Below are 25435 nucleotides of genomic sequence, written 5' to 3'. Positions count from 1 at the left end.
GCCACCGCCCGCACCGCCACCACGCGGGCGGTGGCAGTGCGGGCGGGCGGGTGCCTGCGTGGTTCGGCGGTGCCGGGCCGCTCGGGATGGCGGCCACCCGGCCGGTGGCTCCGGACATCGGGCTGCTCGCGACCGGACTCATGGTCTGGCAGACCGTCAACTTCTGCTACGCCGACATCGGCGGCCCGACCACGGTGGCGACCGCCGTCGTGCTCGGCCTGGTCGCCTGGTGGGCGGTGTCCGTCCCCTCCCCGGCGTCGGCGTCCTCCGTCACCGCTGCGGGCACGCCATGACGGCCGCCCCGGCGTCCGCGCCCGCCGCCGCCCCCGCCGGACCCGGTCCGGCCGGAGGGGGCGGGGGCGTGCGCGGCGCGGGCGCCGGGGAACGGTTCGTCGCCCGGGCCGCCCTGGTCACGGCGCTGCTGACCGCCGGGGGCTCGCTGCTGGGGCTGATGCGCGACCAGACGATCGCCCATCTCTTCGGCGCCGGACGCGAGACCGACGCGTTCCTCGTCGCCTGGACGCTGCCGGAGTTCGCGTCCACCGTGCTCATCGAGGACGCCATGGCACTGGTGCTGGTGCCCGCGTTCAGCCTGGCGCTGGCCCACCGCGCCACGGGCTCGGCACCCGACCCGGTACGGCTGCTGCTGCGTGCGACGCTCCCCCGGCTGCTGCTCACCCTCGCCGTGGTCGCGGCCGTCGTCGCCGCCTGCGCACCGGCGCTGGTCCGGCTGCTCGCTCCTGGGCTGGCCGATCCCGGCCTCGCCGCGGACTGCACGCGGCTGACCGCCGTCACCGTGCTCACCTTCGGCACCGCCGGCTACCTCAGCGCGGTACTGCGGGCGCACCACAGCTTCGCCGCGCCGGCGGCGATCTACATGGCCTACAACTTCGGGATCATCGCCGTCGCCTTCGCCCTGCACACCGTGTGGGGGATGCGGGCCGCAGCGCTCGGGGTCGCGGTCGGCAGCGTGCTGATGGTGCTGGTGCAGCTGCCCGCCTTTCTGCGGCACCTGCCGCGCCGGGAAGGGGAGCGAGCGCCGGTTTCGGTCCCGTCCGCAGTCCCGTCCGCGTCGCCGTCCGCAGCCCCGGCCGCGCCGCCCTCGCCGCCGTCCGCCCTGACGGCGCCCGGCATGGCCGCGCTCGCCGTGGTGGCGCCCGTCGCGTTGTTCGCGCTGAGCCGACAGGCGCAGGTGCTGGTCGAGCGGTTCCTCGCCTCCGGCCTGCCGGCCGGTGCCATCTCCCACCTCAACTACGCGCAGAAGGTCGCCCAGCTCCCGATGGTGCTGTCGCTGATGATCGCCACCGTCACACTGCCGATCGTCGCGCGCGCCATGGCCGAGGGGGACGTCGAACGGGCCCGCCGCCGGGTGGAGCGCGACCTGGTGCTGGCGTCGGCGGTGGTGCTGCTCGGCGCGGCCTTCGTGCTCGCCTGCGCCCCGCAGCTCATCGAACTCCTCTTCCAGCGCGGCGCGTTCGACGCGTCGGCGACTGCCGCGACCGCCGACGTCATGCGCGTCTACGCGCTCGGTCTGCTCGGCCACACACTGGTCGGCACCCTGGTCCGGCCCTTCTTCTCCGCCGCCCGGCCCACCTGGTACCCGCTCGCCGCCATGTCGGCCGGGCTCGCGGTGACCGTGGTGGCCGGGACACTGCTGGTCGGGCCGTGGGGCGCGCCGGGGATCGCCGCGGCCAACGCAGCGGGTATCGCGGTCAGCGCGCTGCTGCTGCTCGCCGGTCTGGGCACCCGCGTGATGCCGCTGGACACCGGCCGGGTGCTCTCCACCCTCGGCCGGCTGGTGCTCGCCACCGCCGTCGCGACCGCCGCCGGATGGGCGGCCGCCGCGTCCTTCGACTCACCGCCGATGGCGCTCGCCACCGCCGGTGTCGTGGTTCCCGCCGTACTCGTCGCCGCCTGCCGGGCGCTGCGGGTCCCGGAGGTCCTGCCCCTGATCGCCGAAGCCCGAAGGAGGCTGCGCCATGCCCGACGTGTCCCGTGAGAGCACCGTCAAGTCCGCCGTCAGGAACGCGGTGAGGTCCGCGACGCCCACCGGGTCGCGAGGTTCCGTGCTGCCGTGGACCCTGATGTACCACTCGGTCGACCACCCGACCGCCGATCCGTACAACATCACCGTCTCCCGGCGGCGGCTGGAGGAGCAGCTGCGCTGGCTCCGCGCCCGGGGCCTGCGCGGGGTGTCGATGGCGGAACTGCTGCGGGCGCAGGCCGACGGTGACGCCACCGGCCTGGTGGGGCTCACTTTCGACGACGGCTACACCGACTTCCTCACCGGCGCCGTGCCGCTCCTGCACCGCTACGACTGCTCGGCGACCGTCTTCGTCCTGCCGGGGATGCTGGGTGGCTTCAACGACTGGGACCCGCTGGGGCCGCGCAAGCCGCTGCTGACGGCGCACGGTGTGCGGGCGGCGTCCGCCGCCGGCATGGAGATCGGCTCGCACGGCATGTACCACCGTGGTCTGCGCGGACTGCGCGAACGTGACCTCCGCGCCGAACTCGCCGACAGCCGGGAGCGGCTGGCCGAGATCAACGGAGTTCCGCCAGCGGGCTTCTGCTACCCGTACGGCGATGTCGACGCCCCGGCGGCGGCCATGGCGCGGGAGGTCGGCTACGACTACGCCTGCTCCATCAACCCCGGTGCCCTCACCGGCCGTTACGCCCTGCCCCGCGCCCACATCGGACAGCGGGACTCCACCCTGCGGATGTGGGCGAAGCGCGCACTGCACCCGCTGCGCCGCCGCCCGGTGACCGTTCCCGCCTCCCGGGACGGGGAGGCCCTGTGATGCGTGCCCTGCACATCATCACCGGGCTCGGTGCCGGTGGTGCCGAACAGCAACTGAGCACCCTGCTCAGGAGGTTGCCCGTCGAGTGCGATGTGATCACGCTGACCAACCCCGGCCCGGTCGCGGACCGGCTGCGGGCGGACGGGGTCCGCGTCGGTGACCTCCGCATGGCCGGCAACCGTGACCTGGCGGCGCTGCCGCGACTGGCGCGCGCGATCCGGGCCGGACGCTACGACGTGGTGCACACCCACCTCTACCGCGCCTGCGTCTACGGACGGATCGCCGCGCGGATGGCGGGAGTCCGGGCCGTGGTGGCGACCGAGCACTCGCTGGGCGAGGACCGGATCGAGGGCCGCCCCATCACCGCGCCCACCCGGGCGCTCTACCTGGCGACGGAACGGCTGGGCGACGCCACGGTGGCCGTCTCCACGGCGGTCGCCGACCGGCTGCGGCGCTGGGGAGTCCCCAAGGACCGTGTCCATCTGGTGCCCAACGGCATCGAGGCGGACCGCTACCGGTTCGACGCCCGGGCCCGCCGCACCGTGCGTGCCCGGCTCGGAGTCAGCCCGGAGACGGTGGTGATCGGCGGGCTCGGCCGCCTGGTCCCGGGCAAGCGGTTCGACGTCCTGATCCGCGCGATCGCCCAACTGCCGGACGCCGTACTGGTGGTGGCCGGCTCCGGGCCGGAGCGGGACCGGCTGACGCGGCTCGCCGCGCACCTCGGGGTGGCGGGACGGGTGCGGCTGCTCGGTGACCGGCCCGGCGACGAAGTCCCGGCGCTGCTGGCGGCGTTCGACGTCTTTGTCTCGCCCTCGCAGGAGGAGACCTTCGGGCTGGCCGTGCTGGAGGCCCTGGCGTCCGGCCTGCCGGTCCTGCACACCACCTGCCCGGCGCTCGACGAGCTGCCCGCCGACCACGCCCCGGGAGCCCGGCGGGTGGGCGGCGGCATGCCCGAACTGACGGACGCGCTGCGGGCCCGCGTCGCGGACGGCCCCGTGCGGCTTCCGCAGCCGCGCGCGGTGCGCCACTACGACATCGGCCGGGCGGCGGACCGCCTGGCGGAGATCTACGAACGAGCCACCGGTACCGCGGTGGCCACGGCTGGAGGAACCCGATGAACAGCGAATACTCATGGGTCAAGGTCGTGGACCGGCCGGACCCGGCGGGCGCCGCGCGAACCGTCCTGACGCGGGCGGTGGCGGTGTCCGTGGCGACGGCGCGCGGTCTGGCGGCGGTCGCCGTCCGGCAGCTCGCGCGCCGACTGCCGCCGGCCCGGACCGACGCCGGTCCGGCGTCCGAGCACACCGCCGGGGCTGCGGCTGGTTCGACGGCTGGTTCCACGGCGGTAGGCGCCGCGGTGGCCGATGGGCCGTCGGTCGGCGCCGCGGCCGGTGGCGAGTGGGAGGGTGCGGCAGCGGCCGGGCCGGTGCGGACCGGCGTGGTCCGCGTTCCCGGCCCGCCGGCGGTGGCCCGGCGCGAGGCGGTGACCGGTGCGCGGGCGCGCACGGCGTCGGCGACGGGCACGGGCCGGGAACGTCCGGTCGCCGCCACCGCCACCGTCGCCGGCCGGACGCCCGGGGTCACGACCTTCGAGGTCGCGGCCGGCGCACGGGTCGTGGTGCGGCGGTCCGACGCGACGCCGCCGGCGGCCGAGGGGCGGGACGCCGGGGAAGGCACCGGGGGAGCGGGCCCGAACGCCGACGCTCCGTTGCTGGTGTGGGCGCCGGCCCATCTGCCCGGGACGGTCTCCGTGGTGGTGCCGGTGCCGGACGCGGCGCTCGCCGTCGCACCGTCCGTCGAGCGCGTCCGCCCCGTCGGCGACGCGCCGCTCCCTGTACGCCGCGCCGCCCAGCCGCCCGCCGTACCCGCCCGCGTCGCGGACGGCGCGGCCACAGCGGACGACAGCGGTGGTGCGGGCGGCCGCCGGACCGGCCGGGGCCGCCACGCCGCCCCGTCCCGGCCGCGCACCCTGGCCCCGGCGTGGCTCGCCCGCGCCGTCACCAGCGGGCTGCGGGCCGTCCGGCCACGGCGCGGCGGTGCCGATCCGGTGGTGGCCGCCGCCGACGCGGCGCAGCTCCAGGCCGTCGGTGGCACCGAGTCCTCCGTCGCGGTGGCCAGCCTGCACCCCGTCGGCGCCACGGCCGTCCGATCCGCGGCCGAACCCGACGGCACGGTCGAGCACTTCGTCGAGAGGGTCGAACACCGCAGCGCGATCGAGGAGTTGATGACGCCTAGGCAGGAAGCGGACCGGGCCACGGCCTCGGTGCGGGCCGTACGCGCCGATGCCCGGCGCCGGCTCGGCCGTATGGCGCCACGCGGTCGCTCCTGGCGTCCGCCGGCCTGGGGCCTGGTCGTCGCCGGGCTGGCGGCGGGCCTGGTGGCCGGGCTCGGCTACGCGCAGCTCGCCCCCGCCCAGTACGAGGCGCGCGGCCATGTGGTGGTGCGGGCGACGGAGGGCACGGACCCCGCCTCGGCGGTCGGCTTCGCCCAGCTCTACGGCCGGCTCGCCTCCGACCCGGTGGTGCTCGCCGAGGCGGGCCGGCTGCCCGGCGAGGTGCGCGCCTCCACCTCCCCGGACGCCCCGGTCATCGAGATCACCGGTACCGCCGGACGTCCCGCCGACGCCGCGGCGGTCGCCAACGCCGTCGCCCCGGCACTGGTCGCCTACGGCAACGACGCCGAACCCATCACCGGCGCCGAACTGATCGTGCTCTCCGAGGCGTTGCCGCCCACCGACCCGTCCGGTCCGACGGCCAGCGCCTCCGGGGCCGTCGGCGCCGCCACCGGTGGGGTGGCCGCCGCGCTCTTCCTCCTCGCCCGGCACCACCGCCGCGAGCACTCCGCCAGCGATGCGGCGGGCGGGAGCGCGGCGATCGGGAGCGCGGAGACCGGGTACAGGGTGTCGCGGGAGAACGCGGTGGACGGGCCCGTCGGCTCGCGTTCGCCGGTGGTGACGCGGTGACGGCCGGGACCCCTGGGCGGCCCGGCCGACGCGGTTGATCGCACCCGCGCGGCTGCTCCCGGCCGGGCCGCTGTCGTCGCCGCCCCGCTTCCGGCGGGGCGTCGGGGTCAGCCGTCGGCGGGATCCTCCGTGTCCGGCCGGCTGAGGACGTCGCGGAAGACCTCGGAGGAGCGGGAGTTGTGGCCGCACCACCAGACGCCGTGCGGGCAGTAGTCGCTGATGCTGTGGTAGACCGGCTGGTGTTCGGCGATCCATTCCAGCATCCGGCGCATGTACTCCGGATTGTCGCCGTTGCGGAAAAGTCCCCATTCCGGGAAAGAGATCGGCTTTCCGCGTGCCGCCGCGAAATCCACATGGTCCTGGAGACCGTAGGGCTGTTTCACCTGGTCGTCGAAATTCTCGCCGGGCGGCTGGTCGTAGGAGTCGAGGCCGACGATGTCCACCACGTCGTCGCCCGGATAGCAATGCGCCCAGCCGATGGCGTCGACGCCTCGGTTCGGCGCGAAGTCGAACCGGAATTCCTGTCCCGGGACGGCGCGCATCGCCGTGACGATCGACCGCCAGTAGCTTTTCCACGCCACCGGGTCCGGCCCGCAGCGGTGGGTGTAGGTGGTGCCGTTCATCTCCCAGCCGAGGACGATGACGGTGTCCGGCAGCCCGAGCTCCACCAGCCGCTCGGCGAGGACGCGGAAGTGGTGGTCGAACTGACCGGCCGCCCCGGCCCGCAGCAGGTGGCGCACCTCCCGGTCGGAGATCCCCTCCTCGTTCCGGTCGAGCATGGGGACGTTCAGCACGAAGAGCCGTTCCGGATCGGCCGAGCGCCAATGGGCCCAGGGCCGCAGGAACTCCGGGCGGCCCTCGATGTTGGACCAGCGGTCGCCGGGCAGATAGGTGCGGCCCACCCGCATCTCGGTGCCGCCGAGCCAGTTCCGCATACGGTCGGCGCGCAGGATCCCCTCGGGGCCGGAGCCGAGGAAGACACCGAAGGTGTCCTCGGGGAGTCTGGGCGCCTCGGTCTCGGTCTCGGTCTCGGCGTGGGTGTCTGCGTCGGTGTCGCTGTCGGTGTCGCTGTCGGACCCGGGGGCGGACTGCGCCGCGGCGCGGTCGGTGACTCCGGCGAACGGCAGCGTGACGGCGAGGATAACTCCGGCGCTGACGGCCCGGAGCGTGGACCTGCGGGGTGTGGATGTCCGGAGGGGGAACGGCATGACGGTTTCTCTCCTCGATCGCAGGTATGGCCGGATGGGCGCCTCGGATACCGATGGGGATTTCGTCTGATGATAAACGGGCTATCCGCTTATTGGGCTGTGCGAACGCTTCTCGGTCGGCCGAACGAGGAGTCGCCGACCCGGTGAGGTCATTGTCGGGAAGTATGTGTAAGCGTGCCCTCCCTGAATTCCGGAGTTCCCGCGCTGATTTTCCGCCTCGACCGAAATCCCTTTCACCACGGCTCTCTCGGTGCCGTGCGGTCGCTCGGCCGTGCCGGAGTCGAGGTGCACGCCTTCGCCGAGTCGCCCGGCGTGCCCCTGGTCCGCTCGGTCCACCTCCACCGTCCGCACCCCATGCCGCGTGTCGGCGACGACGGCGACCGTGCCGCGCTCGCGGCGCTGGAACGGGCCGCCGGTCTGATCGGCCGGCGGGCGGTGCTGATCCCCATGGACGACCGGGCGGCGCTGGTCGCCGCCCGGCTTCCCGCCCGGCTGCGCTCGCGCTTCCTGCTGCCGGACACCGACCCCGGCCTCCCCGCCCGTCTGGCGGACAAGGCGGAACTCGCCCGTATCTGCCAGGAGTTCGGACTGGCACACCCGGAGACCGAACTGCCCGCCACCCCCGGCGAGGCGCGCGCCGCCGCCCTGCGGCTCGGTCTGCCCCTGGTGGCCAAGTGGAGCCGGCCCTGGCTGCTGCCGAGCGGGGCCGACGGGCTCCGGTCGACGACCGTGCTCCGCAGCGTGGCGGAGGTGCTGCGGCTGCACGCCCGCACGGCCGAGGCGGGCAGCCCGCTGCTGCTCCAGCGACTGCTGCCCTCGCGGGCGGGCGCCGACTGGTTCTTCCACGGCTGCTTCGGCGAGGGCGGCCGGCTGCTGGCGGGCGGCACCGGCCGCAAGGAACTCGCCTGGCCGGTGGGCGCCGGGCTGACGGCGGTCGGGAGCTGGCTGCCGCACGCGCAGCTCACCCGGGACGCGGCCGGGCTGGCCGCGCGTCTCGGCTACCGCGGCATCCTCGACCTCGACTTCCGCTGGGACGCCGACAGCGGCGCCTACCACCTGCTGGACGCCAACCCACGGGTCGGCGCCCAGTTCCGGCTGTTCAGCGACCGGTCCGGCACGGACGTGGTGCGCGCCCTCCACCTGGAGCTGACGGGGCGGCCCGTCCCCGAACCGCGCCCGGTGTCGGGCCGGTTGTTCGTCACCGAGAACTACGGCCCGGTCTCGGCGCTGCTCACCCCGCGTGCCCGGCGTGCCGCCCCGCTGCCGCACCCACCGGGCGGCGGGCGACGCGAGGTGGAGACGGCCTGGTTCGCCTCCGACGACCCGGCCCCGTTCCTCGCCATGACCGGAGGGACGATGCGGCGCGCGGCCGAACGCGCGGTGCGGGCTGTGCGGACGGTGACCGACCGGTCCACCCGTCCCCGCCCGCTCCCGGCGGCGGAAGCCGCGCCGTCCGGTGCCCCGGCGCCCGCGACACCGCAGGCCGGAGGCGCGCCCCAGGCGGCGCCTGGCCCCGGCCGCGCTCCCGGCCGCACCTCCCGCACGCCAGCCGACCGGCGTGCGTCCACCCCACACGCGCCCGGCTCCCGGACCCCACCGGCCGGGCCGTCCGCGACGACCCACACGCCCAAGTCCACCCGGTAAGACAACGAAAGTGAGCGGGGAATCCTGATGCATGACGTCGTAGTGGTGGGCGCTGGCCCCTACGGACTCTCGATCGCCTCCCACGCGGCCGCGGCCGGCCTGGACCTGCGGGTGCTGGGGCGTCCGATGGCGAGCTGGCGGGACCACATGCCCGCGGGGATGTACCTGAAGTCCGAGCCGTGGTCCTCCAACCTCTCCGACCCCGGGCGGCGGCACACCCTCGGCGCCTACTGCGCCCCGCGCGGTCTGCGCGCCGAGCACGCCTCCCCGCTCCCGATCGGCACCTTCAGCGACTACGGCATGTGGTTCGCCGAGCAGCTCCAGCCGAGGGTCGAGGAGCTGACCGTCACCTCGGTGGCGCCGGAGACCACCGGGTTCCGGGTCTCCACGGCCGAGGGCGAGGTCATCCGCGCCCGGTCGGTGGTGCTGGCGGTCGGCGTCATGCCGTTCGTCAACCGTCCCGGCCCGCTGCGCTCCCTGCCCCCGCAGCTCGCCTCGCACAGCAGCGACCACGGCGACCTGTCCGGCTTCCTCGGCCTGGACGTCACCGTGATCGGCGCCGGTCAGGCGGCGCTGGAGACCGCGGCTCTGCTGGCCGAGGCCGGCGCCCACCCGCAGCTGCTGGCCCGCGCCGACCGCGTCAACTGGAACACTCCGCCGCAGCCGCTGCGGCGCTCCCCGTTCGCCTCGCTGCGCGACCCCCACTCCGGGCTGGGCACCGGTTGGCCGAGCTGGGTCTGGTCGGAGCTGCCGTGGGCGGTGCGGCGCCTGCCCGGCGGGATGCGCGTGCGGATCGCCGACACCGCCCTCGGCCCGGCCGGCGCCTGGTGGCTGCGTGAGCGGGTGGAGGGCGTCATCCCGGTCCATCTGGGACGGCGGCTGGTCAGCGCCGAACCCGCCAACGGCGGTGTACGGATGCAGGTGGCCGGGCCGGACGGGCTGCGCCGCACCATGGAGACCGGCCATGTCGTGGCCGCCACCGGCTTCACCCCCGAACTGGACCGGCTCGCCATGCTCGACCCCTCACTGCGCGCCGCGCTGCGGACCACGCCCGGGTCCGGGGCGCCCTGGCTGGACGGAGGATTCGAGTCCTCCGTGCGCGGGCTGTTCTTCGCGGGGCTGCTCACGGCGCCGTCCTTCGGCCCGGCGATGCGGTTCGTGCACGGGGCCACCTTCACGGCGGAGCGACTGGTGCGCGGCGTGCGGCAGCGGCTGGGCGCGGTCCGTCCGGCGGGCGCGCCGGTGGCGACCGGGCACCGGCCGGCCGGTGCGGCGGCGTCGGCCGGGGCATCGGGTTCGGCCGCGGCCCCGGCCTCGGCGCCCGCTTCTGCTCCCACGTCGGACGGGCGCTCCACCTCGGCGACCGTGCGTTCCGCGCGGCCGGTGCGGCGGGCGCGTTCCGGTGACCCGGTCGGCGGCGCGGTCACCGGTGCCGGGCAGGGCGAGGGCTCCGGCGGCTCCTGAGCGGCGCACCCGTGAGGGACGCCCCGACGGAAGACGGCGGGGCGCTCGGGGCGGTCATACCGAGGCGGGCGCCAGCTTGCCGGCCAGGGCGCGACCGCGGTTGGAGGCGGCCTCGTGGGCGGCCGCCGCGGAGGCGTCGGCGGTGTCGATCAGCTCGGCCATCGCCGGCACGACGCGGGCCAGGGTCAGCTCCGGCACGATGAACTCGGTCTCCAGACCGAGCACGGTGCCCAGCGCGTGCTTCAGGTACGGCACCGCGAAGTCGTTGCCCTCCTGGGGCGTCCCGGCCGCGTACGAGCCGCCGCGGCTGGCGACGACGGTGGTCGGGGTGCCGGCGGCGGTGCCCTGGTCGCCCGCGCTGGTGCGGCCGACCACGATCACGTGGTCGATCCATGCCTTCAGCGTGGAGGGGATCGTGTAGTTGTACAGCGGCGCGCCGATCAGCACGGCGTCGGCCTGCTCCAGCTCCTGGATCAGCTGCTCGCGGGCGGCGAAGGCGGCGCGCTGGGCGTCGTCCTGCTGGTCCTCGGGCACGCCGCCGAGGGCGTACGAGACCGTGTCGATGTGCGGCACGGGGTTCACGGCGAGGTCGCGGTACACGACGGTGCCGTCCGGGTGCTCGGCCTCCCAGCCCTGCCGGAAGCTGGCGGTGACGGCCCGGGAGACGGAGTTCTCGCGGTTCAGGGCCGAGTCGATGTGCAGCAGCGTTGCCATGGGTGACTCCTCCAGTGCAAAGTTCAGTAGCTCCCACAAGGTGCGTAGCTATTAGTACCACAGGCACTTACTTTTCTGCATCTCGTGCTGTTCTTCCAGTAGGCTGGGTCTCATGACTGAGACCGGGGCACGAGAATCGGGCACCGCCGGCAACGAGGCCGGGTGTCGTGAGCCTGAGGGTGGGCTGCAGCACGTGTTCCAGGTGCTGGGCAAGCGCTGGACCGGGCTGCTCATCGCAGCCCTGATGAACGGGCCGGGCGGTTTCGCCACACTGCGCCGCTCGGTCCCCGGCATCAGCGAGCGGATGCTCTCCGATCGGCTGACCGAATTGGCCGAGCTCGGCCTGGTGAGCCGGGAGGTCGACCACGGGCCGCCGCTGCGGGTGCAGTACCAGCTGACCGACGCGGGCCACGGACTCCGCCCCGCGATGCAGGAGCTGTCCCGCTGGGCCGAGGGGCATCTACAGGACGGGGCGTCCGGTTGCCCGAGCGAGTTCCGGGAGGCCGAGGGGTAGGGCCTGTCTGACGCGCTGCTCGGTCCGGCGACTCCGCGACGCCGTGGTTCCACGTGAAACAAAGGTGGCCGGGATGAGCCGGGACGGTGCTCGGTGACTCGTCCCGGAACGACGCATGGCGCGTCGGCACGTAGCCTGTTGCGGGTGACGACCCCGGAAGACGCACAGCAGCCCGGCCCGCCCGACCCGGAGCAGGAGCCGGCCGCCGAGAGTGAGCCGACCGAAGACCCGGCGGCTCTCGACGCGGCGCGGGAAGCGGACCGCGCCGCCACCGAACGGCTGGAACAGGCCGTGCGCGCGGTCGAGGCGGCTCTGATCGAGTACGAGATCGCCGTCGAGTCCTTCCGTGTCGAGGTGGAGAACTTCGCCCGGCTGCACGAGGAGCGGCTCGGCCCGCTGCACACCCGGCTGGAAGAGCTGGACGCCGCCGTCGCGGAGGCGATCGCCGCCCGGACCGGCGACCCAGAGGATCTGCGCAGGGCCGAGGAAGCCCGCGCCCAGGTGCTGCCGATGCCCCAGCTGTCCGGCCTGTTCGAGGGCTGGCTGGAGTCGGAGGGCATCCGCCCGGACGCCGTGGCGATGCTCACCGGCCAGTCCGTGCAGCCGCCGCCCCGGGTGCGCCCGGGAGAGCAGGCCCGCAAGCTGTTCCGCGAACTGATGCGTGCCTCCCATCCGGACCTGGTGACCGACGAGACCGAGCGCGCTCGTCGTGACGCCTTCGTCGCCCGTGTGAACCAGGCGTACGCGCGCGGTGACGTCGAGGCGCTGCAGCGGCTCTTTGACGAGTGGTCCGCCGGGCCGGCCCCAGAGCCGACCCCGATGGGGCGCGCCGAGGAACTGGCCGCCCGCCTGGAGTGGCTCGCCGCCCGCAAGGAACGGCTGGCGGAGGAGGCGGCCGAGATGGAGGCCGGGGCGATCGGCTCGATGCTGAAGCTGGCGGAGGACGACCCCGACGCCCTGTTGGAGGAGATCGCCGCCGACCTGCGTGCCAAGGTCTCCGCCCGGGAGGCGGAGCTGGCCCGGCTGCGGGAGGAAGCCTCCTCGGTCGATGGCGGCGCCGATGGGGCAGACGGGTCCGACAGCGCCGATGGGGCAGACGGCGCCGATGGGTCCGAGGCGGCTCACGCGGACGGCGCGGACCCGGCGGACGGGCGCGGCGCGGGCCGCTGAGCGGCGTCGTCACTCCGGCGCTCCGGGTAAGGGGCGCCGGATGAGTAGGGTGCGGTTATGAACTTCGCGCAGCTCCCCACCGTGACCGTGGACGCCCTGCCCGCCGACGGCCTGCTCCTCGACGTCCGCGAGAGCGACGAGTGGGCCGCCGGACATGCCGAGGGCGCCCTGCACATCCCCATGGGCGAGGTCGTTCAGCGCCTCGGCGAGATCACCGAGCGCGCCGCCGACGGCCGGGTCCACGTGGTCTGCAAGGTCGGTGGCCGCTCCGCCCAGGTGACCGCTTACCTGGTCCAGCAGGGTCTGGACGCGGCCAACGTCCACGGCGGCATGCTCGCCTGGGAGGGTGCGGGCCGGCCGCTGCAGGGCGGGGGCGGCACACCCTTCGTGCTCTGACGGCGACGGCGGTTCCGGCGTCCAGGCGCCGCCGCGCGGGAGTCGCGCTTCAGCGGCCCCCGCCCCCGCCCTCGTACAGCCCGGCTATCTCGTCCGCGTACGCTGCCTCCACGGCCGCCCGGCGGACCTTCAGCGAGGGGGTGAGCATGCCGTTCTCCTCGGTGAACTCCCCCGTGACCACCCGGAACGCGCGAATCGACTCGGCCCGGGAGACGGCGCCGTTGGCGTGGTCCACGGCGCGCTGGACGTCCTCCCGCAGTTCGGGGTCATCGGCAAGTTCGGCGACCGGGGTGTCGGCGGGCCGTCCGCGCACCCGCAGCCAGTGCCGGAGCGCGTCGGCCTCCAGCGTGACCAGTGCGGCGACGAAGGGGCGGTTGTCGCCGACCACCAGGCACTGCCCGACGGGCGGGCGGCTGCGCAGCCGGTCCTCCAGCACGGCGGGGGAGACGTTCTTGCCGCCGGTGGTGATCAGCAGATCCTTCTTCCGGCCGGTGATGGTGAGATAGCCCTGGTCGTCGAGGGAGCCCAGGTCGCCGGTGGCGAACCAGCCCTCGCGCAGGGCGTCGGTCGCGGTGCCGGGCGCGTTCCAGTAGGAGCTGAGCACGATCGGGCCCCGGATCAGCACCTCCCCGTCGTCCGCGATCCGTACCGAGACGCCCGGTACCGGTGTGCCGACCGTGCCCGGTCGCGGCTCCAGCGGCGGCACCAGGGTCGCCGCCGCGCAGGTCTCGGTGAGGCCGTAGCCCTCGTAGATCACGATGCCGCAGCCGAGGAAGAAGCGGTTGAGCTCCGGGTCGAGGGGGGAGCCGCCACTGATCGCGTAGCGCAGCCGTCCGCCCAGCGCCGCGCGGACGCGCCGGTAGACCAGCAGGTCGTACAGGGCCCGGGCGGCGGCCAGAGCGGGGCCGGGGCGACGGCCCCGGCCGAGGTAGGCGTCGAGTTCGGTCTGCCCGAACCGTGTCGCGATCCGGTGCGCGCGCTCGAACGAGGCTCCTCGGCCGATTCGTTCGGCGGTCGCACGTGCGGTGTCATGGATCTTCTCGAAGAGGTACGGGACGCCGACGACGAACGTCGGCCGGAAGGAAGTCAGTTCGGGACGCAGATCGTCCGGCCTGATGCTCGGGCAGTGGCCGACCTCGACCCGGGCCATCAGGCAGGAGAGCTGGATGGTGCGGCCGAGGATGTGGGCCAGCGGCAGGAACAGCAGCGTGGAGGCCCGCTGGCCGGTGATCTCCTCGAACACCGGCAGCAGCAGCCCGATGGTGGCGGCCGCCTCGGCGTGCAGTGCCGTGTGCGTGAGCACGCAGCCCTTGGGGCGGCCGGTGGTACCGGAGGTGTAGCAGATCGTCGCCACGTCCTCCGGTGTGACGGCGGCGCGGCGTGCGGTGATCTCCGCGTCGTCCAACGGCTCACCCAGGCGTGCGAGTTCGTCGACAGCTCCGTCGTCGAGCTGCCACACCTGCGGTGCGCGGTCCCACCCGGCCGTGGCCTCGGCGACCAGAGCCTGGTGGTCCGGTGTCTCCACGATCAGCTGCTCGGCGCCCGAGTCCTCCAGGATCCAGGCCAGTTGGTCGGCCGAGGAGGTCGGGTAGACGGGGACGCCGCAGCCGCCGGCGGCCCAGATCGCGAAGTCCAGCAGCTGCCACTCGTAGCGGGTGCGGGCCATCACGGCGACCCGGCCGCCCGGCTCCAGCCCGCCGGCGATCAGTCCCTTGGCGACGGCGGTCACCTCACGGGCGAAGGCGGCAGCGGTCACCGGGCGCCACTCGCCGCCTCGCTTTCGGCGGACCAGCACGGTCTCCGGCGCCTGGGCGGCGTTGGTGTACGGGATGTCGCCGACGCCGCCCGACCGCAAGGGCTCGCCCAGCGGTGACGCGGTCGCCTGCCGGACCACCCCGTCCTCGCGCACCAGCTCCATGCGCACGCGCTCGGCCAGCTCGGGTCGGCTCCGGGCACGACGGAGGTCTCTGCGAATTCCCACGGGGCGGCTCCTGTTCGGGACACGGGACACGGGACACGGGACACGGGACATAGGACACGGGGACACGGACATGGGCCTCGGGCCTCGGGCCTCGGGCCTGGGGAAGCACGGCTCGGGCGCGGCGGCCTCAGCCGTGCAGCAGGGCGGTCACGCCCTGCCCGCCGGCCGCGCACAGGGAGATCAGCCCGTGCGGCGGAGGTGGCGGCAGCGGCGGTCCGGCCGCGTCGCCGCCGGTGGTGTGCGGGCCCCGGCCGGCCCCGCCGTCCGCCGTCGCCGCCGCCCGCTCGTGCAGCTGCTTGGCCAGCGTGGCGACGATCCGGCAGCCGGTGGCCGCGAACGGGTGGCCGGTGGCGAGCGAGGAGCCGACCGGGTTGAGGCGGGCGCGGTCGACGGTGCCGAGCGGGGCGTCCAGTCCGAGCCGCCGGGCACAGAACTCCGGGTCCTCCCAGGCGGCGAGGGTGGCCAGTACCTGCGAGGCGAACGCCTCGTGGATCTCCACCACATCCAGCTCGGCCAGGGACAGCCCGGCGCTCGCCAGCAGGGGCGGGACGGCGAAGGCGGGCGCGGTGAGCAGACCGTCGGGCCCGGAGACGAAGTCGACGGCGGCGGTGCGGGAGTGCGAGATACGGGCCAGCACGGGCAGCCCGCGCCGGGCGGCCCACTCCTCGTCGGCCAGCAGCACGGTGGCGGCGCCGTCCGTGAGGGGAGTGGAGTTGCCCGCCGTCATGGTGGCGGTCGGCTCCGCGCCGTCACCGGTGGACCGGGCGGACCGGCCCGCCGCGCCGTCGACGCCGAACACCGGTGTGAGCCGTGCCAGTCGCTCGACGCCGGTGTCGGGCCGGAGGTTCTGGTCGCGCTCCAGGCCGCGGTACGGAGTGACCAGGTCGTCGAAGAACCCCCGGTCGTAGGCGGCGGCGAGCCGGTGGTGGCTCGCCGCCGCCAGCGCGTCCTGCTCCGCCCGGCCGATACCCCACTGGCGGGCGGTGAGCGCCGCGTGTTCGCCCATCGACAGGCCGGTGCGCGGCTCCGCGTTGCGGGGGATCTCGGGTATCAGGTGGCGGGGCCGGGAGGCGGAGAGGGAGCGGAGCCGGCCGCGGAGGGTACCGGCGCGGCGGGCGGACAGCAGGGTCCGGCGGAGTTGGTCGTTGACGCCGAGCGGTGCGTCGCTCGCCGTGTCGCTGCCGCCCGCGACGCCGACGTCGATCTGGCCGAGCGCGATCTTGTTGGCGACCACGATGACGGCCTCCAGCCCGGTGCCGCATGCCTGCTGGAGGTCGAACGCGGGCGTTCGAGGGTCCAGTTGGCTGCCGAGGACGGTTTCCCTGGCGAGGTTGAAGTCCCGGCTGTGTTTGAGCACGGCGCCGGCGACGAACTCGCCGAGCCGCAGGCCGTGCAGTGCGTAGCGGTCGACCAGTCCGTTGAGCGCTGCCGTCAGCAACTCCTGGTTGGACGCGGTCGCGTAGGGCCCGTCCGCGCGGGCGAACGGGACGCGGTTGCCGCCGATGACGGCGACGCGGCGAACGGCTGCGGGCATGGCTGCCGGCTCCTTGTGGTCTCGGTACCCACGAACTTACTCTTCAGTAGACTTACTTGCGCGTAGGGAGGAAATCAATGCCCGATCGCTACCAAAGATTCACGGCGGGCGGCCCCGGCGGGCTGATCGCCCGGCGGCTGGGGCTGCCGCGTCCCGAGGTGCTGCGACGCCACCGGCCGGGCATGCCGGTGCTGGCCGGTCCGGCCGAGCTGGGCGAGGCCCACGGCGGGCGGATGGGAGAGCCGCTGCGCGGCCTGCTGGCCACCCTGCGCGAGGAGGCCGGAGCCCCGGCGGTGCCACCCGGAGGAGATGACGCCCCCGGTCCGGAAGGCCGCGAACCCGGCGGCACCGCCCCCGCCGCCCTGGTCCACGACGCCACAGGTATCCGGGACTCCACCCAACTACGCTCCCTGTACGACTTCTTCCACCCACGGGTGCGCCGACTCGCCCCGAACGGACGGGTGGTGGTGTTCGGGACTCCGCCCGAGGACACCGGGTCCGTCGCCGAGGCGGCGGCGCAACGCGCTCTGGAGGGGTTCGTCCGCTCGCTCGGCAAGGAGCTGCGGCGCGGCGGCTGCGCCCAGCTGGTGCTGGTTCCGCCGGGCGCCGAGGGAGCCGCGGAGTCCACGCTGCGGTTTCTGCTCTCGGCGCGCTCCGCCTATGTCTCCGGTCAGGTCATCCGCCTCTCCCGGCCCGGACCCGGCTCCGCCGCGTCCGGTTCGGCGGCCTCTGAACCGGTCTACGGGGGACGGCCGTTGGCGGGCCGGGCGGCGCTGGTCACCGGCGCGTCCCGGGGGATCGGCGCGGCGGTCGCCGCGGCCCTGGCCCGGGACGGCGCCCGGGTGGTCTGCGTCGACGTCCCCGGCCGGGCCGAGGAGTCGCGGCGGCACGCCCGTGCCCTCGGTGGCGCCGCGCTGGAGGTGGACGTCACCTCTCCGGAGGCGCCGCGGCTGATCGGTGAGCGGCTCCGCGAGCTGCACGGCGGTGTCGACGTGGTCGTCCACAACGCGGGCGTCACCCGGGACCGGACGCTCGGCCGGATGGACGGCGGCCGCTGGGACGTCACCCTCGCCGTCAACCTGACCGCCGTGGAGCGGATCACCGACCACCTGCTGGCCGGTGACGGCCCCTTGCTGCGGCCGGGCGGGCGGATCGTCTGCACCTCCTCCATCGCGGGCATCGCGGGGAACGCCGGGCAGACCAACTACGCCACGGCCAAGGCCGGTCTGATCGGCCTGACCCAGGCGCTCGCCTCCGTGGTCGCCGGTCGTGGCTGCACGGCCAACGCGGTCGCGCCCGGCTTCATCGAGACCTCCATGACGGCCACCGTTCCGCTGCTGGTGCGCGAGGCGGGGCGCCGGATGAACAGCCTGCGCCAGGGCGGCCGGCCGGAGGATGTCGCGGAGGCGGTGGCCTACCTCGCCGCGCCGGGGAGCGCGGCGGTCAACGGCCAGGTGCTGCGGGTGTGCGGCCAGTCCCTGCTGGGTGCGTGAGCGCCGTGCCGTCGCCGTTGACCGACTATGTCCGTGCCGTGCTGCCGAAGCGGCGCACGGGGATCGCCCGGCCCGGCACCGTTCCGGAAGCCGTCGCGGTGGCTCCGCCGGCGGTGGCCCGCCCGGAGCGGCTGCGGCGGTACCGGGAGCTGTGCGGACTGCCCGCCGACGGGCGGCCGGAGGCGGAACTGCCGCTGCTGTGGCCGCAGACGGCCGCGTTCCCGCTGACGCTGGGGCTGCTGGCACGCCGCGACTTCCCGGTGCCGTTGCCGGGGCTGGTCCATGTCGCCAACGAGGTGGAACGGCTGCGGACGCTCCCTGCCGGCGCACCGCTCGGCCTGCGCGTGTGGCTCGGGCGGCCGTTCCCGCACCCACGCGGCACCGTCTTCCCCGTGCACACCGAGGCACTGGCCCACGATGTGGTGGTGTGGCGCTCGGTCGCGGAGTACCTGCGGCGGGGGCTCGTGGCGGTGGACACGGCGCTGGACAGGGCGGTGGCGGGGAGCGGCGCGGCGCCGCGCGCGCTGAAAGGCGCGTCCGAAGACAGCCCGATACAGGGTGAGTTCGCCGCCGCGGATGATGTGGGGCGGGCCTACGGAGCGGTCTCGGGGGACCGCAACCCCATCCACCTCTTCGCGCTGACCGCCCGGCCGTTCGGCTACCGCCGGGCCATCGCCCACGGCATGTGGACCGCCGCCCGGGCGTTCGGCGCGCTGGAGGCGGCACACGCGGCCGGGCCCGCCCCGGGACCGTCTCCGATGGCCGGGTCGCTGTGGGCACGTGTCGAGTTCCGCGCCCCCGTGCTGCTGCCCGCACGGCTGACGCTGGCCGCCGGTCCCGCCGAGCGCGACGGGTCCGAGGCGGTCCAGCATGACGCGGGCAGTCTCGTGTTGGCGGTGACCGACGCCGTCACCGGCCGAAGCCATCTGCGTGCCGAACTGCGGCCCCTGCCGCCGTCCTCCCCCTGAGGCCCGGACGCGGCCCGCCGCCGGGCCGCGCCGGCGACAGGTCTAACCGGCCTCGTCATCCGGGGCGGACGCCCGGCCGGGTGGGCCGTCCGTGGTGGCGGGCGGGGTCCAGGTGTTGCCGTTGAGGACGTCGCGCATGCCGACCCAGATCATGTTCATCATCCGCAGCGTCACCGACTCGGGCGTCTCGCCGGGGTGTTGGGCCAGCCAGTCGGTGAGGGCGTCGGCGGCGCCGACCAGGGCGTGGGTGGCGAACTCGGCGTCATGGTCGCCCAGTCCGGAGTCGGCGCGCAGCGCGATGCCGTCCCGCAGCAGCGCGGCGACCTCGGCACTCACCGACCGGCGCATCAACGCCAGTTCCGCGGTGATGGGTTCGCCCAGTTCGGCGGCCTGGCGGTGGAGCACCACCCAGCTGTCACGGTGCTCGGTGACGAAGCGGAAGAAGGCGGTGAGCCCGGCCCACAGTCTCTCCTCGGGGGTGCCGCCGGTCACGGCCGCCTCGCGGAACGCCGTGACCAGTCGTTCGCCCTCGCGCCGTACGCAGGCGACGAACAGCCCTTCCTTGGAGCCGAGATAGAGGTAGACCATGGGCTTGGAGATGCCGGCGAGCTCGGAGATCTCGTCCACCACGGCCGCGTGGTAGCCGCGCTGGGAGAAGACCCGCACCGCGGCGTCGATGATCTGCTGCTCGCGGACCTGCCGGGGCAGCCGCTGCCTGCGTTTCTCGCTCACCCTTGTCAGCCTACCTACCCGCCCGTAATCTTACTCTTCGGTAAGTCTACTGCGTGGTAGGGAAGAAGAGCTGATGACGGAGAACCCGACCGGTGCGCGCGAGACCCACGGCGAGGGCCATGACGAGGGCCACGGCGCGAACGACGGTGTGCACGAGCCGGCCGGAGGCGGGTCCGGTCTCGCGGCGGGCGGCACTCCCGGCGCCGACGATCTGGAGTCGCTCGACTTCGCGAGTGTCTCGCCCGAGGAGTTCGCCACCATCGTCAAGGGCATGTCGAAGCGGGAGATCTCCGAGCTGGCCGCCGATCCGCCGCTGCGCAAGCGGGTGTTGCGGGAGATCTTCTCCCGCATGGAGCGCCAGTTCCGTCCGGAGGCGGCCGGCTCGCTCAGCGCGGTGATCCGCTGGGAGATCACCGGGGACACCACCGAGACCTACGACGTCACGGTCCACGAGGGGACGTGCGCGGTCCACGAGGGCGCCTCCGAGGCGAGCCCGCGCACCACCATCACCCTCGGCGACGCCGAGTTCCTGAAGCTGGTCTCGGGCAACGCCAACCCCGTCACGATGTTCATGACCCGCAAGCTGCGGCTCGGCGGCGACGTCGCGCTGGCCACCGGAATGACCCGGCTCTTCAACATCCCCAAGCCCCGCTGAGGAGGCCGACGACATGAGCGGATTCTCCCTCGACCTGACCGAGGACCAGCGCGACCTGCGGGAGTGGGTGCACGGCTTCGCCGCCGGTGTGGTCCGGCCCGCGGCGGCGGAGTGGGACGAGCGGGAGGAGACTCCCTGGCCCGTCATCCGTGAGGCCGCCTCGATCGGCCTCTACAGCTTCGAGACGCTGGCCGAGCTGTTCGGCGACCACACCGGGCTCTCCCTCCAGATCGCCAACGAGGAGCTTTTCTGGGGCGACGCCGGCATCGGCATGGCGATCTTCGGCACCAGCCTCGGTGTCGCCGGGATCTTCGCAGCCGGCACCCCCGACCAGCTCGCGGAGTGGGTGCCGCAGTGCTTCGGCGACGCGCAGGACCCGCGGCTGGCGGCGTTCTGCGTCTCCGAGCCGCAGGCCGGCTCCGACGTCTCCGCGCTGCGCACCCGCGCCCGCTACGACGAGGCGAAGGACGAGTGGGCGATCAGCGGCCAGAAGGCGTGGATCACCAACGGCGGGATCGCGGACGTCCACGTCGTCGTCGCCTCCGTCGAGCCGGAGCTCGGCGCCCGGGGGCAGGCGGCGTTCATCGTGCCGCCCGGGACGAAGGGTCTCGTCGGCGGGCCGAAGATCAGGAAGCTGGGCCTGCGGGCCTCGCACACCGCCGATGTCTTCCTCGACGACGTCCGGGTGCCCGGCGGCTGCCTGCTCGGCGGCCGGGAGAAGCTGGAGCGCAGACTGGCGCGGGCCCGGGAGGGCGGCGCCGCCAAGGGGCAGGCGGCCATGGCGACCTTCGAGGTCAGCCGGCCCACCGTCGGCGCCCAGGCACTCGGTATCGCCCGCGCCGCCTACGAGTACGCGCTCGAATACGCCGGTGAGCGCGAGGCGTTCGGGCGGCCGATCATCGACAACCAGTCGATCGCCTTCGCCCTCGCCGATCTGCGCACCGACATCGACGCGGTGCGGATGCTGATCTGGCGCGCCGCGTGGATGGCCCGGAACGAGAAGCGGTTCACCGCAGGAGAGGGGTCCATGGCCAAGCTGCGCGCCGGCGAACTCGCCGTCAGCGCCGGCGAGAAGGCGGTGCAGATCCTCGGCGGCGCCGGTTACAGCCGTGACCACCCGGTGGAGCGGATGTACCGCGACGCCAAGATCTACACGATCTTCGAGGGCACCAGCGAGATCCAGCGGCTGGTGATCGCCCGCGCCATCTCCGGCCGCCAGATCCGCTGACCGGGCCGGGGTCCGTGGTGGGTGGCGACGGGGCCGCCGTCAGCCGGGCGGCCGTCGGCCGGGCGCCGGCGGCCGGGCCGGCGCTCACCCGGGCCGGCGGTCATCCGGGCCGCTCGCCGGGCCGCTCGTCGGCCCGGCGCGGCGCGGCCGGGGGCAGTGGGGTGGCCGCCCGCTCACGCACTTGCCCGGTGAGCTTCGCCAGCAACGCGGCCAGCGCGTCGCGTTCTGACTCCTCCAGGCCCTCGACCAAGTACATCTCGCGGCCGAGGACCTCCTCGACGGAGCGCTCGATCAGGGCGTGCCCGGCGTCGGTGAGGGAGATGAGGATGCCGCGCCCGCCGCGCGGGTCGGGGGCGCGGGAGACCAGTCCCTCGCGCTCGGCCCGCGCCACCCGCTGGGAGATCGCGCCTGCCGTCACCAGGGTGCGCCCGCCCAGTTCGCGGGTGGTGAGCGTGTAGGGGCTGCCGGACCGCCGGAGAGTGCTCAGCAGGTCGAGCGTCGCCCGGTCGATGCCCGCGCGCCGCAGCACGCGCTGCCGGTCGTCCTCGAACAGCTTGGCCAGCCGGAACACCGGGGTGACGACGGGGATCGACTCGGTGGGCGTCCCCGGCCGCTCCCGCCGCCAGGCGGCGGCGATCTCCCCGGGCGACTCCGGCGGCTGCGTGTCCTCCATGGCGGCGTACTCTCCCGATGTATGTTTAGGTCTAAACGTTGATCTGGCCATATCCACGCTGACGGGACTCACCATGGCACGAACCGTTCTCATCACCGGCGGCACCAGCGGAATCGGTCTCGCTGCGGCCAAGCGCTTCGCCGCCGACGGCGACCGCGTGGTGATCACCGGAAGACACGAGGAGACCGTCAGGGCGGCGGCCCGGGAGTGCGGCGCCGAGGGCGTCGTCTGCGACGGCACCGACCCCGCCCAGGTCGAGGAGCTGGCCGCAGGACTCGGCGACACCCTGGACGTCCTGGTCAACTCCGCAGGCGGACTGCCCGAGTTCACCGCCTCCTCCCACTCCCACCTGGAGACGGTGCTCGCCGAGTGGCACGCAGCCCTCGGCAAGAACCTCCTCACCGCCGTCCTGGCCACCACCGCCGTCAAGGAGAAGCTGGTCGCCGCGCCGGCCGGCGCCGTCATCTCCATCGGAACCATCGGCTCCGAGCGGAGCGGCGGCTCCTACGGCGCCGCCAAGGCAGCGCTGGCGACCTGGAGCGCCGCACTGTCCGCCGTCATCGGCCCGAAGGGCGTCACCTGCAACGTGATCGCGGCCGGGTTCATCGACGAGACCAACTTCTTCCACGGCCGGATGACCGACGCCCGCCGCTCCCACCTGGTGGAGGAGACCCACAACAAGCGGCCCGGCGCCGTCGGCGACATGGCGTCCACCATCCACTTCCTCGCCTCCGACGGCGCCCGGCACATCACCGGCCAGACCATCCACGTCAACGGCGGCGCCCACACCACGCGCTGAGCGCGGCACCCGGCGCGGGCCGCGTCGGCCCGCGCCCCCGATGTCACATCCTCCGGGCCTGTCCCGTCATCGCTGTGAGGCCCCGCGTCCGGCGGGGCGAAGAGGCAGGAGACATCGTCATGGCACGCATCTCGCTCACCCCGCGCCGCACCCCGCTGGTACGGCTGGCCCTGTGGTACTCGCGCCGCGCGTACGGCCGTGAGATGGAGCCGCTGCTGGCCGCCGCGCACCACCGGCGCCTGCTGCGCACCCTCGCCCGCTACGAACTGGGCGTCGCACGCTGGAAGGCGCTGGACCCCGCCCTGAAGCACCTGGCGGTCGCCGGCACGGCGGCGAGCATCGGCTGCTCCTGGTGCATGGACTTCGGCCACTGGGAGGCCGACCGGCTCGGTCTGCCGATGGAGAAGGTCAGCAGGATTCCGGCCTGGCGCGAGCACCGCGACAGCTTCGACGAGACAGAGCTGCTGGTCCTGGAGTACGCCGAGCAGATGACCGCCAACCCGCCCGAGGTCACCGACGAGGTCGCCGCCACGCTGCTGCGCGAGCTCGGAGAGGCCGCCTTCGTGGAACTCACCACCATGATCGCGCTGGAGAACCAGCGCTCCCGCATCAACAGCGCGCTCGGGCTGGTCAGCCAGGGCTTCGCCACCGAGTGCGCCGTCCAGCCCCGCCGCGCGGCGTCCGCGAAGTGAGCACCGGGAGCGCCGGCCCGGCGGGCGGCGGCACGCCCGCCGGGGGGCCGGGGGATGGGGCACCGGTCGCGGAGTTCATGCGCCACCGCGACCGGCTGTTCGGCATCGCCTACTGGATGACCGGCAGCGTCGCGGACGCCGAGGACCTGGTCCAGGAGACGTGGCTGCGCTGGAACGCCGTCACCGTCCCGGTGGCACGGCCCGGCGCCTACCTCGCGCGCACCGTCACCAACCTGGCCCTCGACCGCCTCGGCTCCGCCGCCGCGCGGCGCGAACGGTACGTCGGCCCCTGGCTGCCGGAACCGCTGGTCACCGCCCCGGACGCGTCAGACGAGGTGGAACGCGCGGAGGCGGTGTCGCTGGCGCTGCTGGTGGTGCTGGAGAGCCTGTCCCCGCTGGAACGCGCCGCGTTCGTGCTGCGGGAGGTCTTCGGCTACTCCCACCGCGAGATCGCGGAGGCGCTGGACCGCTCCGAGGCGTCGGTGCGGCAACTCGCCCGCCGCGCGCGCTCACACGTCGAGGCACGCCGCCCCCGTTACGACACCTCCGCCGCGCGGCAACGCCGGCTGACGGAGCAGTTCCTCGCGGCCGCCGTCGGAGGCGATGTCGGCGAGCTGATGCGGCTGCTCGCCCCCGACGTGACCGTCTGGGCGGACGGCGGCGGCAAACGGCGTGCCGCGCTCCGGCCGCTGCACGGCGCCGACCGCACCGCCCGCTGGGCGCTCGGAGTCCTTTCCCAGGCACCGGAGTTGGAGGTGGCGTTCGCCACCGTCAACGGGCAGCCCGGCATCCTCGCGACCAGCGGCGGCGAACCGGACACCGTCGCCGTTCTCGACATCGACGGGCAGGGGCGCATCGCCGCCATCCGGCTGCTGCGCAACCCCGACAAGCTCTCCCACCTGCGGGTACCGGGGACGGGCAGTGGCCGTCCACCGGCGGCGGGGCAGGAGCCGGACTGAGCGGTGACGTGGGCGGGCCGTACGGGCCGGACAGGCCCGACTCGGCCCGCCTCAGAGAGACTTGCGGCAGAGGTAGCTGCCGAAGATCCGGCCCTCGTAGTCGCTGCGCAGGATCTCGAAGCCCGACCGTTCCAGCATCGGCTCCAACAGCCAACGGTAGGTGGAGTGTTCGGTGCGCAGATGCTCCGCGTAGTCGTCGCGGGTGTAGCCACGGGCGGGGTCGCCGCTCGGCGCGTTCTCCAGCCACTGCCGGAAGAGCGGTTCGGCCTCCGCCGGGGAGCAGTCGAAGACCAGGTCGCTGAGCACCAGCAGCCCGCCCGGCCGCAGCATCGCACCGATCCGGTCCAGCGCCACCGCTTTCCAGATGTCCGGCAGTTGGTGCAGCGCGTGCCGGGTGTGAACCGCGTCGGCGGGCGGCCCCTGGTGGCGGTAGCTGAGGAAACCGGCACGGACGCACCGCAGGTTGTCGAGCCGTTCGTCGGCGACCCGGGCGCGCAGATGGTCGACCATCGCCGGGGAGACGTCGACCGCGATCACCTCGCCGAACCGCCGCGCGGCGGCGAGGGCGAACCGGCCCGTCCCGGCGGCCAGATCGACCACTCTCGATGTGCCGTCCACCCCGTGGTCGCGCAGCAGGGCGAGTTGGGGCGTGGGGTCGGGGCTGCCCTGCTTGCGGTCGAAGCCCGCCACGAACTCCGGGTCCAGGTGTTCCGGCCCGGCATAGGCCAACTCATCCGGCAGATAGGGCTCTTCGCGCGCCGCGGACGCCGTCGGGCCGTGGTCCGCGTCGGCCGCGTGGGGCGGATGCTCCGGCGGGGGTGGCGTGCCCGGCGGTGTGCTGGGTGTGGTGG

Annotated in this window: 23 protein-coding genes and 1 pseudogene; 17 read left to right on the top strand and 7 right to left on the bottom strand. The window is 74.4% G+C overall.

Annotated features, from left to right (window positions below; genetic code table 11):
• The 5 genes and pseudogenes from E0D90_RS27655 to E0D90_RS06875 all read left to right on the top strand — a co-directional run.
• Window positions 1–293: pseudogene (locus tag E0D90_RS27655) on the top strand (hypothetical protein); the annotation flags it as partial.
• Window positions 294–361: 68 nt separating this feature from the next.
• Complete coding sequence (locus E0D90_RS06890) at window positions 362–1999, top strand: lipid II flippase MurJ (protein ID WP_307721129.1); 1638 nt, start codon at window positions 362–364, stop codon at window positions 1997–1999.
• Complete coding sequence (locus tag E0D90_RS06885; protein ID WP_130796998.1) at window positions 1980–2798, top strand: polysaccharide deacetylase family protein; 819 nt, start codon at window positions 1980–1982, stop codon at window positions 2796–2798. The genes E0D90_RS06890 and E0D90_RS06885 overlap by 20 nt, the downstream gene beginning before the upstream one ends.
• Window positions 2798–3916 (top strand): glycosyltransferase, encoded by a 1119-nt coding sequence (locus E0D90_RS06880; protein ID WP_130796997.1) that lies wholly within the window; start codon window positions 2798–2800, stop codon window positions 3914–3916. The genes E0D90_RS06885 and E0D90_RS06880 overlap by 1 nt, the downstream gene beginning before the upstream one ends.
• A complete protein-coding gene (locus E0D90_RS06875) occupies window positions 3913–5760 on the top strand; it encodes a hypothetical protein (protein WP_130796996.1) in 1848 nt (615 codons plus the stop codon). Before E0D90_RS06880 ends, E0D90_RS06875 begins: the two co-directional genes overlap by 4 nt.
• 107 nt (window positions 5761–5867) lie before the next feature.
• Here E0D90_RS06875 and E0D90_RS06870 read toward each other — a convergent pair whose 3' ends face one another.
• On the bottom strand, window positions 5868–6968 hold the full coding sequence (locus E0D90_RS06870; protein ID WP_130796995.1) for a glycoside hydrolase family 26 protein: 1101 nt from the start codon (window positions 6966–6968) through the stop codon (window positions 5868–5870).
• A 255-nt stretch (window positions 6969–7223) separates the two neighbouring features.
• Here E0D90_RS06870 and E0D90_RS06865 point away from each other — a divergent pair, with 255 nt between their 5' ends.
• Both E0D90_RS06865 and E0D90_RS06860 read left to right on the top strand, forming a co-directional pair.
• Entirely contained in the window at window positions 7224–8612 is a 1389-nt protein-coding gene (locus tag E0D90_RS06865) for a carboxylate--amine ligase (protein WP_227870044.1), read from the top strand.
• A gap of 27 nt (window positions 8613–8639) precedes the next feature.
• Window positions 8640–10076, top strand: a complete 1437-nt coding sequence (locus E0D90_RS06860; RefSeq protein ID WP_130796993.1) for an NAD(P)-binding domain-containing protein — start codon at window positions 8640–8642, stop codon at window positions 10074–10076.
• A 54-nt stretch (window positions 10077–10130) separates the two neighbouring features.
• Here E0D90_RS06860 and E0D90_RS06855 read toward each other — a convergent pair whose 3' ends face one another.
• Window positions 10131–10790, bottom strand: a complete 660-nt coding sequence (locus E0D90_RS06855) for an FMN-dependent NADH-azoreductase (RefSeq protein ID WP_130796992.1) — start codon at window positions 10788–10790, stop codon at window positions 10131–10133.
• Window positions 10791–10902: 112 nt separating this feature from the next.
• On the opposite strand from E0D90_RS06855, the gene E0D90_RS06850 reads away from it, so the two are divergent.
• The 3 genes from E0D90_RS06850 (at window position 10903) to E0D90_RS06840 (ending at window position 12870) form a co-directional block, all read left to right on the top strand.
• On the top strand, window positions 10903–11304 hold the full coding sequence (locus E0D90_RS06850) for a winged helix-turn-helix transcriptional regulator (protein WP_103528480.1): 402 nt from the start codon (window positions 10903–10905) through the stop codon (window positions 11302–11304).
• Window positions 11305–11448: 144 nt separating this feature from the next.
• Window positions 11449–12474, top strand: coding sequence for a hypothetical protein (locus E0D90_RS27465; protein WP_227870043.1), 1026 nt, complete (start codon window positions 11449–11451; stop codon window positions 12472–12474).
• Between the two features lie 57 nt (window positions 12475–12531).
• Window positions 12532–12870, top strand: a complete 339-nt coding sequence (locus tag E0D90_RS06840) for a rhodanese-like domain-containing protein (RefSeq protein ID WP_103504482.1) — start codon at window positions 12532–12534, stop codon at window positions 12868–12870.
• 49 nt (window positions 12871–12919) lie between these two features.
• Here E0D90_RS06840 and E0D90_RS06835 read toward each other — a convergent pair whose 3' ends face one another.
• Both E0D90_RS06835 and E0D90_RS06830 read right to left on the bottom strand, forming a co-directional pair.
• Window positions 12920–14851 (bottom strand): AMP-dependent synthetase/ligase, encoded by a 1932-nt coding sequence (locus tag E0D90_RS06835; RefSeq protein ID WP_130796991.1) that lies wholly within the window; start codon window positions 14849–14851, stop codon window positions 12920–12922.
• Between the two features lie 127 nt (window positions 14852–14978).
• Window positions 14979–16385 (bottom strand): acetyl-CoA C-acetyltransferase, encoded by a 1407-nt coding sequence (locus tag E0D90_RS06830; RefSeq protein ID WP_130796990.1) that lies wholly within the window; start codon window positions 16383–16385, stop codon window positions 14979–14981.
• 77 nt (window positions 16386–16462) lie between these two features.
• Between E0D90_RS06830 and E0D90_RS06825 the strand changes: the two genes are divergently transcribed.
• Together E0D90_RS06825 and E0D90_RS06820 are read left to right on the top strand one after the other, a co-directional pair.
• Entirely contained in the window at window positions 16463–17878 is a 1416-nt protein-coding gene (locus E0D90_RS06825) for a 3-oxoacyl-ACP reductase (protein ID WP_130796989.1), read from the top strand.
• Window positions 17875–18846 (top strand): MaoC family dehydratase, encoded by a 972-nt coding sequence (locus E0D90_RS06820; protein ID WP_157996823.1) that lies wholly within the window; start codon window positions 17875–17877, stop codon window positions 18844–18846. The genes E0D90_RS06825 and E0D90_RS06820 overlap by 4 nt, the downstream gene beginning before the upstream one ends.
• A gap of 42 nt (window positions 18847–18888) precedes the next feature.
• Here E0D90_RS06820 and E0D90_RS06815 read toward each other — a convergent pair whose 3' ends face one another.
• A complete protein-coding gene (locus E0D90_RS06815) occupies window positions 18889–19578 on the bottom strand; it encodes a TetR/AcrR family transcriptional regulator (RefSeq protein WP_103528281.1) in 690 nt (229 codons plus the stop codon).
• Between the two features lie 73 nt (window positions 19579–19651).
• Between E0D90_RS06815 and E0D90_RS06810 the strand changes: the two genes are divergently transcribed.
• The gene (locus tag E0D90_RS06810; RefSeq protein ID WP_103528280.1) at window positions 19652–20233 is read left to right on the top strand and encodes an SCP2 sterol-binding domain-containing protein; all 582 of its coding nucleotides are present in this window, start codon (window positions 19652–19654) and stop codon (window positions 20231–20233) included.
• Between the two features lie 13 nt (window positions 20234–20246).
• Window positions 20247–21461 (top strand): acyl-CoA dehydrogenase family protein, encoded by a 1215-nt coding sequence (locus E0D90_RS06805; RefSeq protein WP_130796987.1) that lies wholly within the window; start codon window positions 20247–20249, stop codon window positions 21459–21461.
• A 100-nt stretch (window positions 21462–21561) separates the two neighbouring features.
• Here the strand turns inward: E0D90_RS06805 and E0D90_RS06800 are convergent, their stop codons facing one another.
• Window positions 21562–22134 carry a MarR family winged helix-turn-helix transcriptional regulator gene (locus E0D90_RS06800; protein WP_130796986.1) on the bottom strand — a complete coding sequence of 191 codons (573 nt, stop codon included), beginning with the start codon at window positions 22132–22134 and terminating at the stop codon, window positions 21562–21564.
• A gap of 73 nt (window positions 22135–22207) precedes the next feature.
• Between E0D90_RS06800 and E0D90_RS06795 the strand changes: the two genes are divergently transcribed.
• From E0D90_RS06795 to E0D90_RS06785, 3 genes are all read left to right on the top strand, one after another.
• Window positions 22208–22933, top strand: a complete 726-nt coding sequence (locus tag E0D90_RS06795; RefSeq protein ID WP_130796985.1) for an SDR family NAD(P)-dependent oxidoreductase — start codon at window positions 22208–22210, stop codon at window positions 22931–22933.
• Between the two features lie 119 nt (window positions 22934–23052).
• A complete protein-coding gene (locus E0D90_RS06790) occupies window positions 23053–23625 on the top strand; it encodes a carboxymuconolactone decarboxylase family protein (protein ID WP_130796984.1) in 573 nt (190 codons plus the stop codon).
• Between the two features lie 77 nt (window positions 23626–23702).
• Window positions 23703–24584: an RNA polymerase sigma-70 factor gene (locus E0D90_RS06785; protein ID WP_130796983.1), complete on the top strand. Its 882-nt coding sequence runs from the start codon at window positions 23703–23705 to the stop codon at window positions 24582–24584.
• 51 nt (window positions 24585–24635) lie between these two features.
• Here E0D90_RS06785 and E0D90_RS06780 read toward each other — a convergent pair.
• Window positions 24636–25435: class I SAM-dependent methyltransferase (locus tag E0D90_RS06780; protein WP_227870042.1), on the bottom strand; the 800-nt coding region annotated here is incomplete at its 5' end.

The organism is Streptomyces otsuchiensis (genome assembly GCF_004305975.1).
GTDB classification, from domain to species: domain Bacteria; phylum Actinomycetota; class Actinomycetes; order Streptomycetales; family Streptomycetaceae; genus Streptomyces; species Streptomyces otsuchiensis.
The sequence above is the reverse complement of the archived record's forward strand: the minus strand, read 5'-3'. Positions and strand labels throughout refer to the sequence as shown.

Excerpts from the sequence above, each read along its gene's own strand:
- E0D90_RS06870 (WP_130796995.1), bottom strand. The coding sequence starts at position 6,968 with ATGCCGTTCCCCCTCCGGACATCCACACCCCGCAGGTCCACGCTCCGG.
- E0D90_RS06855 (WP_130796992.1), bottom strand. The coding sequence starts at position 10,790 with ATGGCAACGCTGCTGCACATCGACTCGGCCCTGAACCGCGAGAACTCC.
- E0D90_RS06800 (WP_130796986.1), bottom strand. The coding sequence starts at position 22,134 with ATGGAGGACACGCAGCCGCCGGAGTCGCCCGGGGAGATCGCCGCCGCC.
- E0D90_RS06785 (WP_130796983.1), top strand. The coding sequence starts at position 23,703 with ATGCGCCACCGCGACCGGCTGTTCGGCATCGCCTACTGGATGACCGGC.
- E0D90_RS06880 (WP_130796997.1), top strand. The coding sequence starts at position 2,798 with ATGCGTGCCCTGCACATCATCACCGGGCTCGGTGCCGGTGGTGCCGAA.
- E0D90_RS06795 (WP_130796985.1), top strand. The coding sequence starts at position 22,208 with ATGGCACGAACCGTTCTCATCACCGGCGGCACCAGCGGAATCGGTCTC.
- E0D90_RS06860 (WP_130796993.1), top strand. The coding sequence starts at position 8,640 with ATGCATGACGTCGTAGTGGTGGGCGCTGGCCCCTACGGACTCTCGATC.
- E0D90_RS06885 (WP_130796998.1), top strand. The coding sequence starts at position 1,980 with ATGCCCGACGTGTCCCGTGAGAGCACCGTCAAGTCCGCCGTCAGGAAC.
- E0D90_RS06810 (WP_103528280.1), top strand. The coding sequence starts at position 19,652 with ATGACGGAGAACCCGACCGGTGCGCGCGAGACCCACGGCGAGGGCCAT.
- E0D90_RS06850 (WP_103528480.1), top strand. The coding sequence starts at position 10,903 with ATGACTGAGACCGGGGCACGAGAATCGGGCACCGCCGGCAACGAGGCC.
- E0D90_RS06805 (WP_130796987.1), top strand. The coding sequence starts at position 20,247 with ATGAGCGGATTCTCCCTCGACCTGACCGAGGACCAGCGCGACCTGCGG.
- E0D90_RS06875 (WP_130796996.1), top strand. The coding sequence starts at position 3,913 with ATGAACAGCGAATACTCATGGGTCAAGGTCGTGGACCGGCCGGACCCG.
- E0D90_RS06825 (WP_130796989.1), top strand. The coding sequence starts at position 16,463 with ATGCCCGATCGCTACCAAAGATTCACGGCGGGCGGCCCCGGCGGGCTG.
- E0D90_RS06790 (WP_130796984.1), top strand. The coding sequence starts at position 23,053 with ATGGCACGCATCTCGCTCACCCCGCGCCGCACCCCGCTGGTACGGCTG.
- E0D90_RS06830 (WP_130796990.1), bottom strand. The coding sequence starts at position 16,385 with ATGCCCGCAGCCGTTCGCCGCGTCGCCGTCATCGGCGGCAACCGCGTC.
- E0D90_RS06840 (WP_103504482.1), top strand. The coding sequence starts at position 12,532 with ATGAACTTCGCGCAGCTCCCCACCGTGACCGTGGACGCCCTGCCCGCC.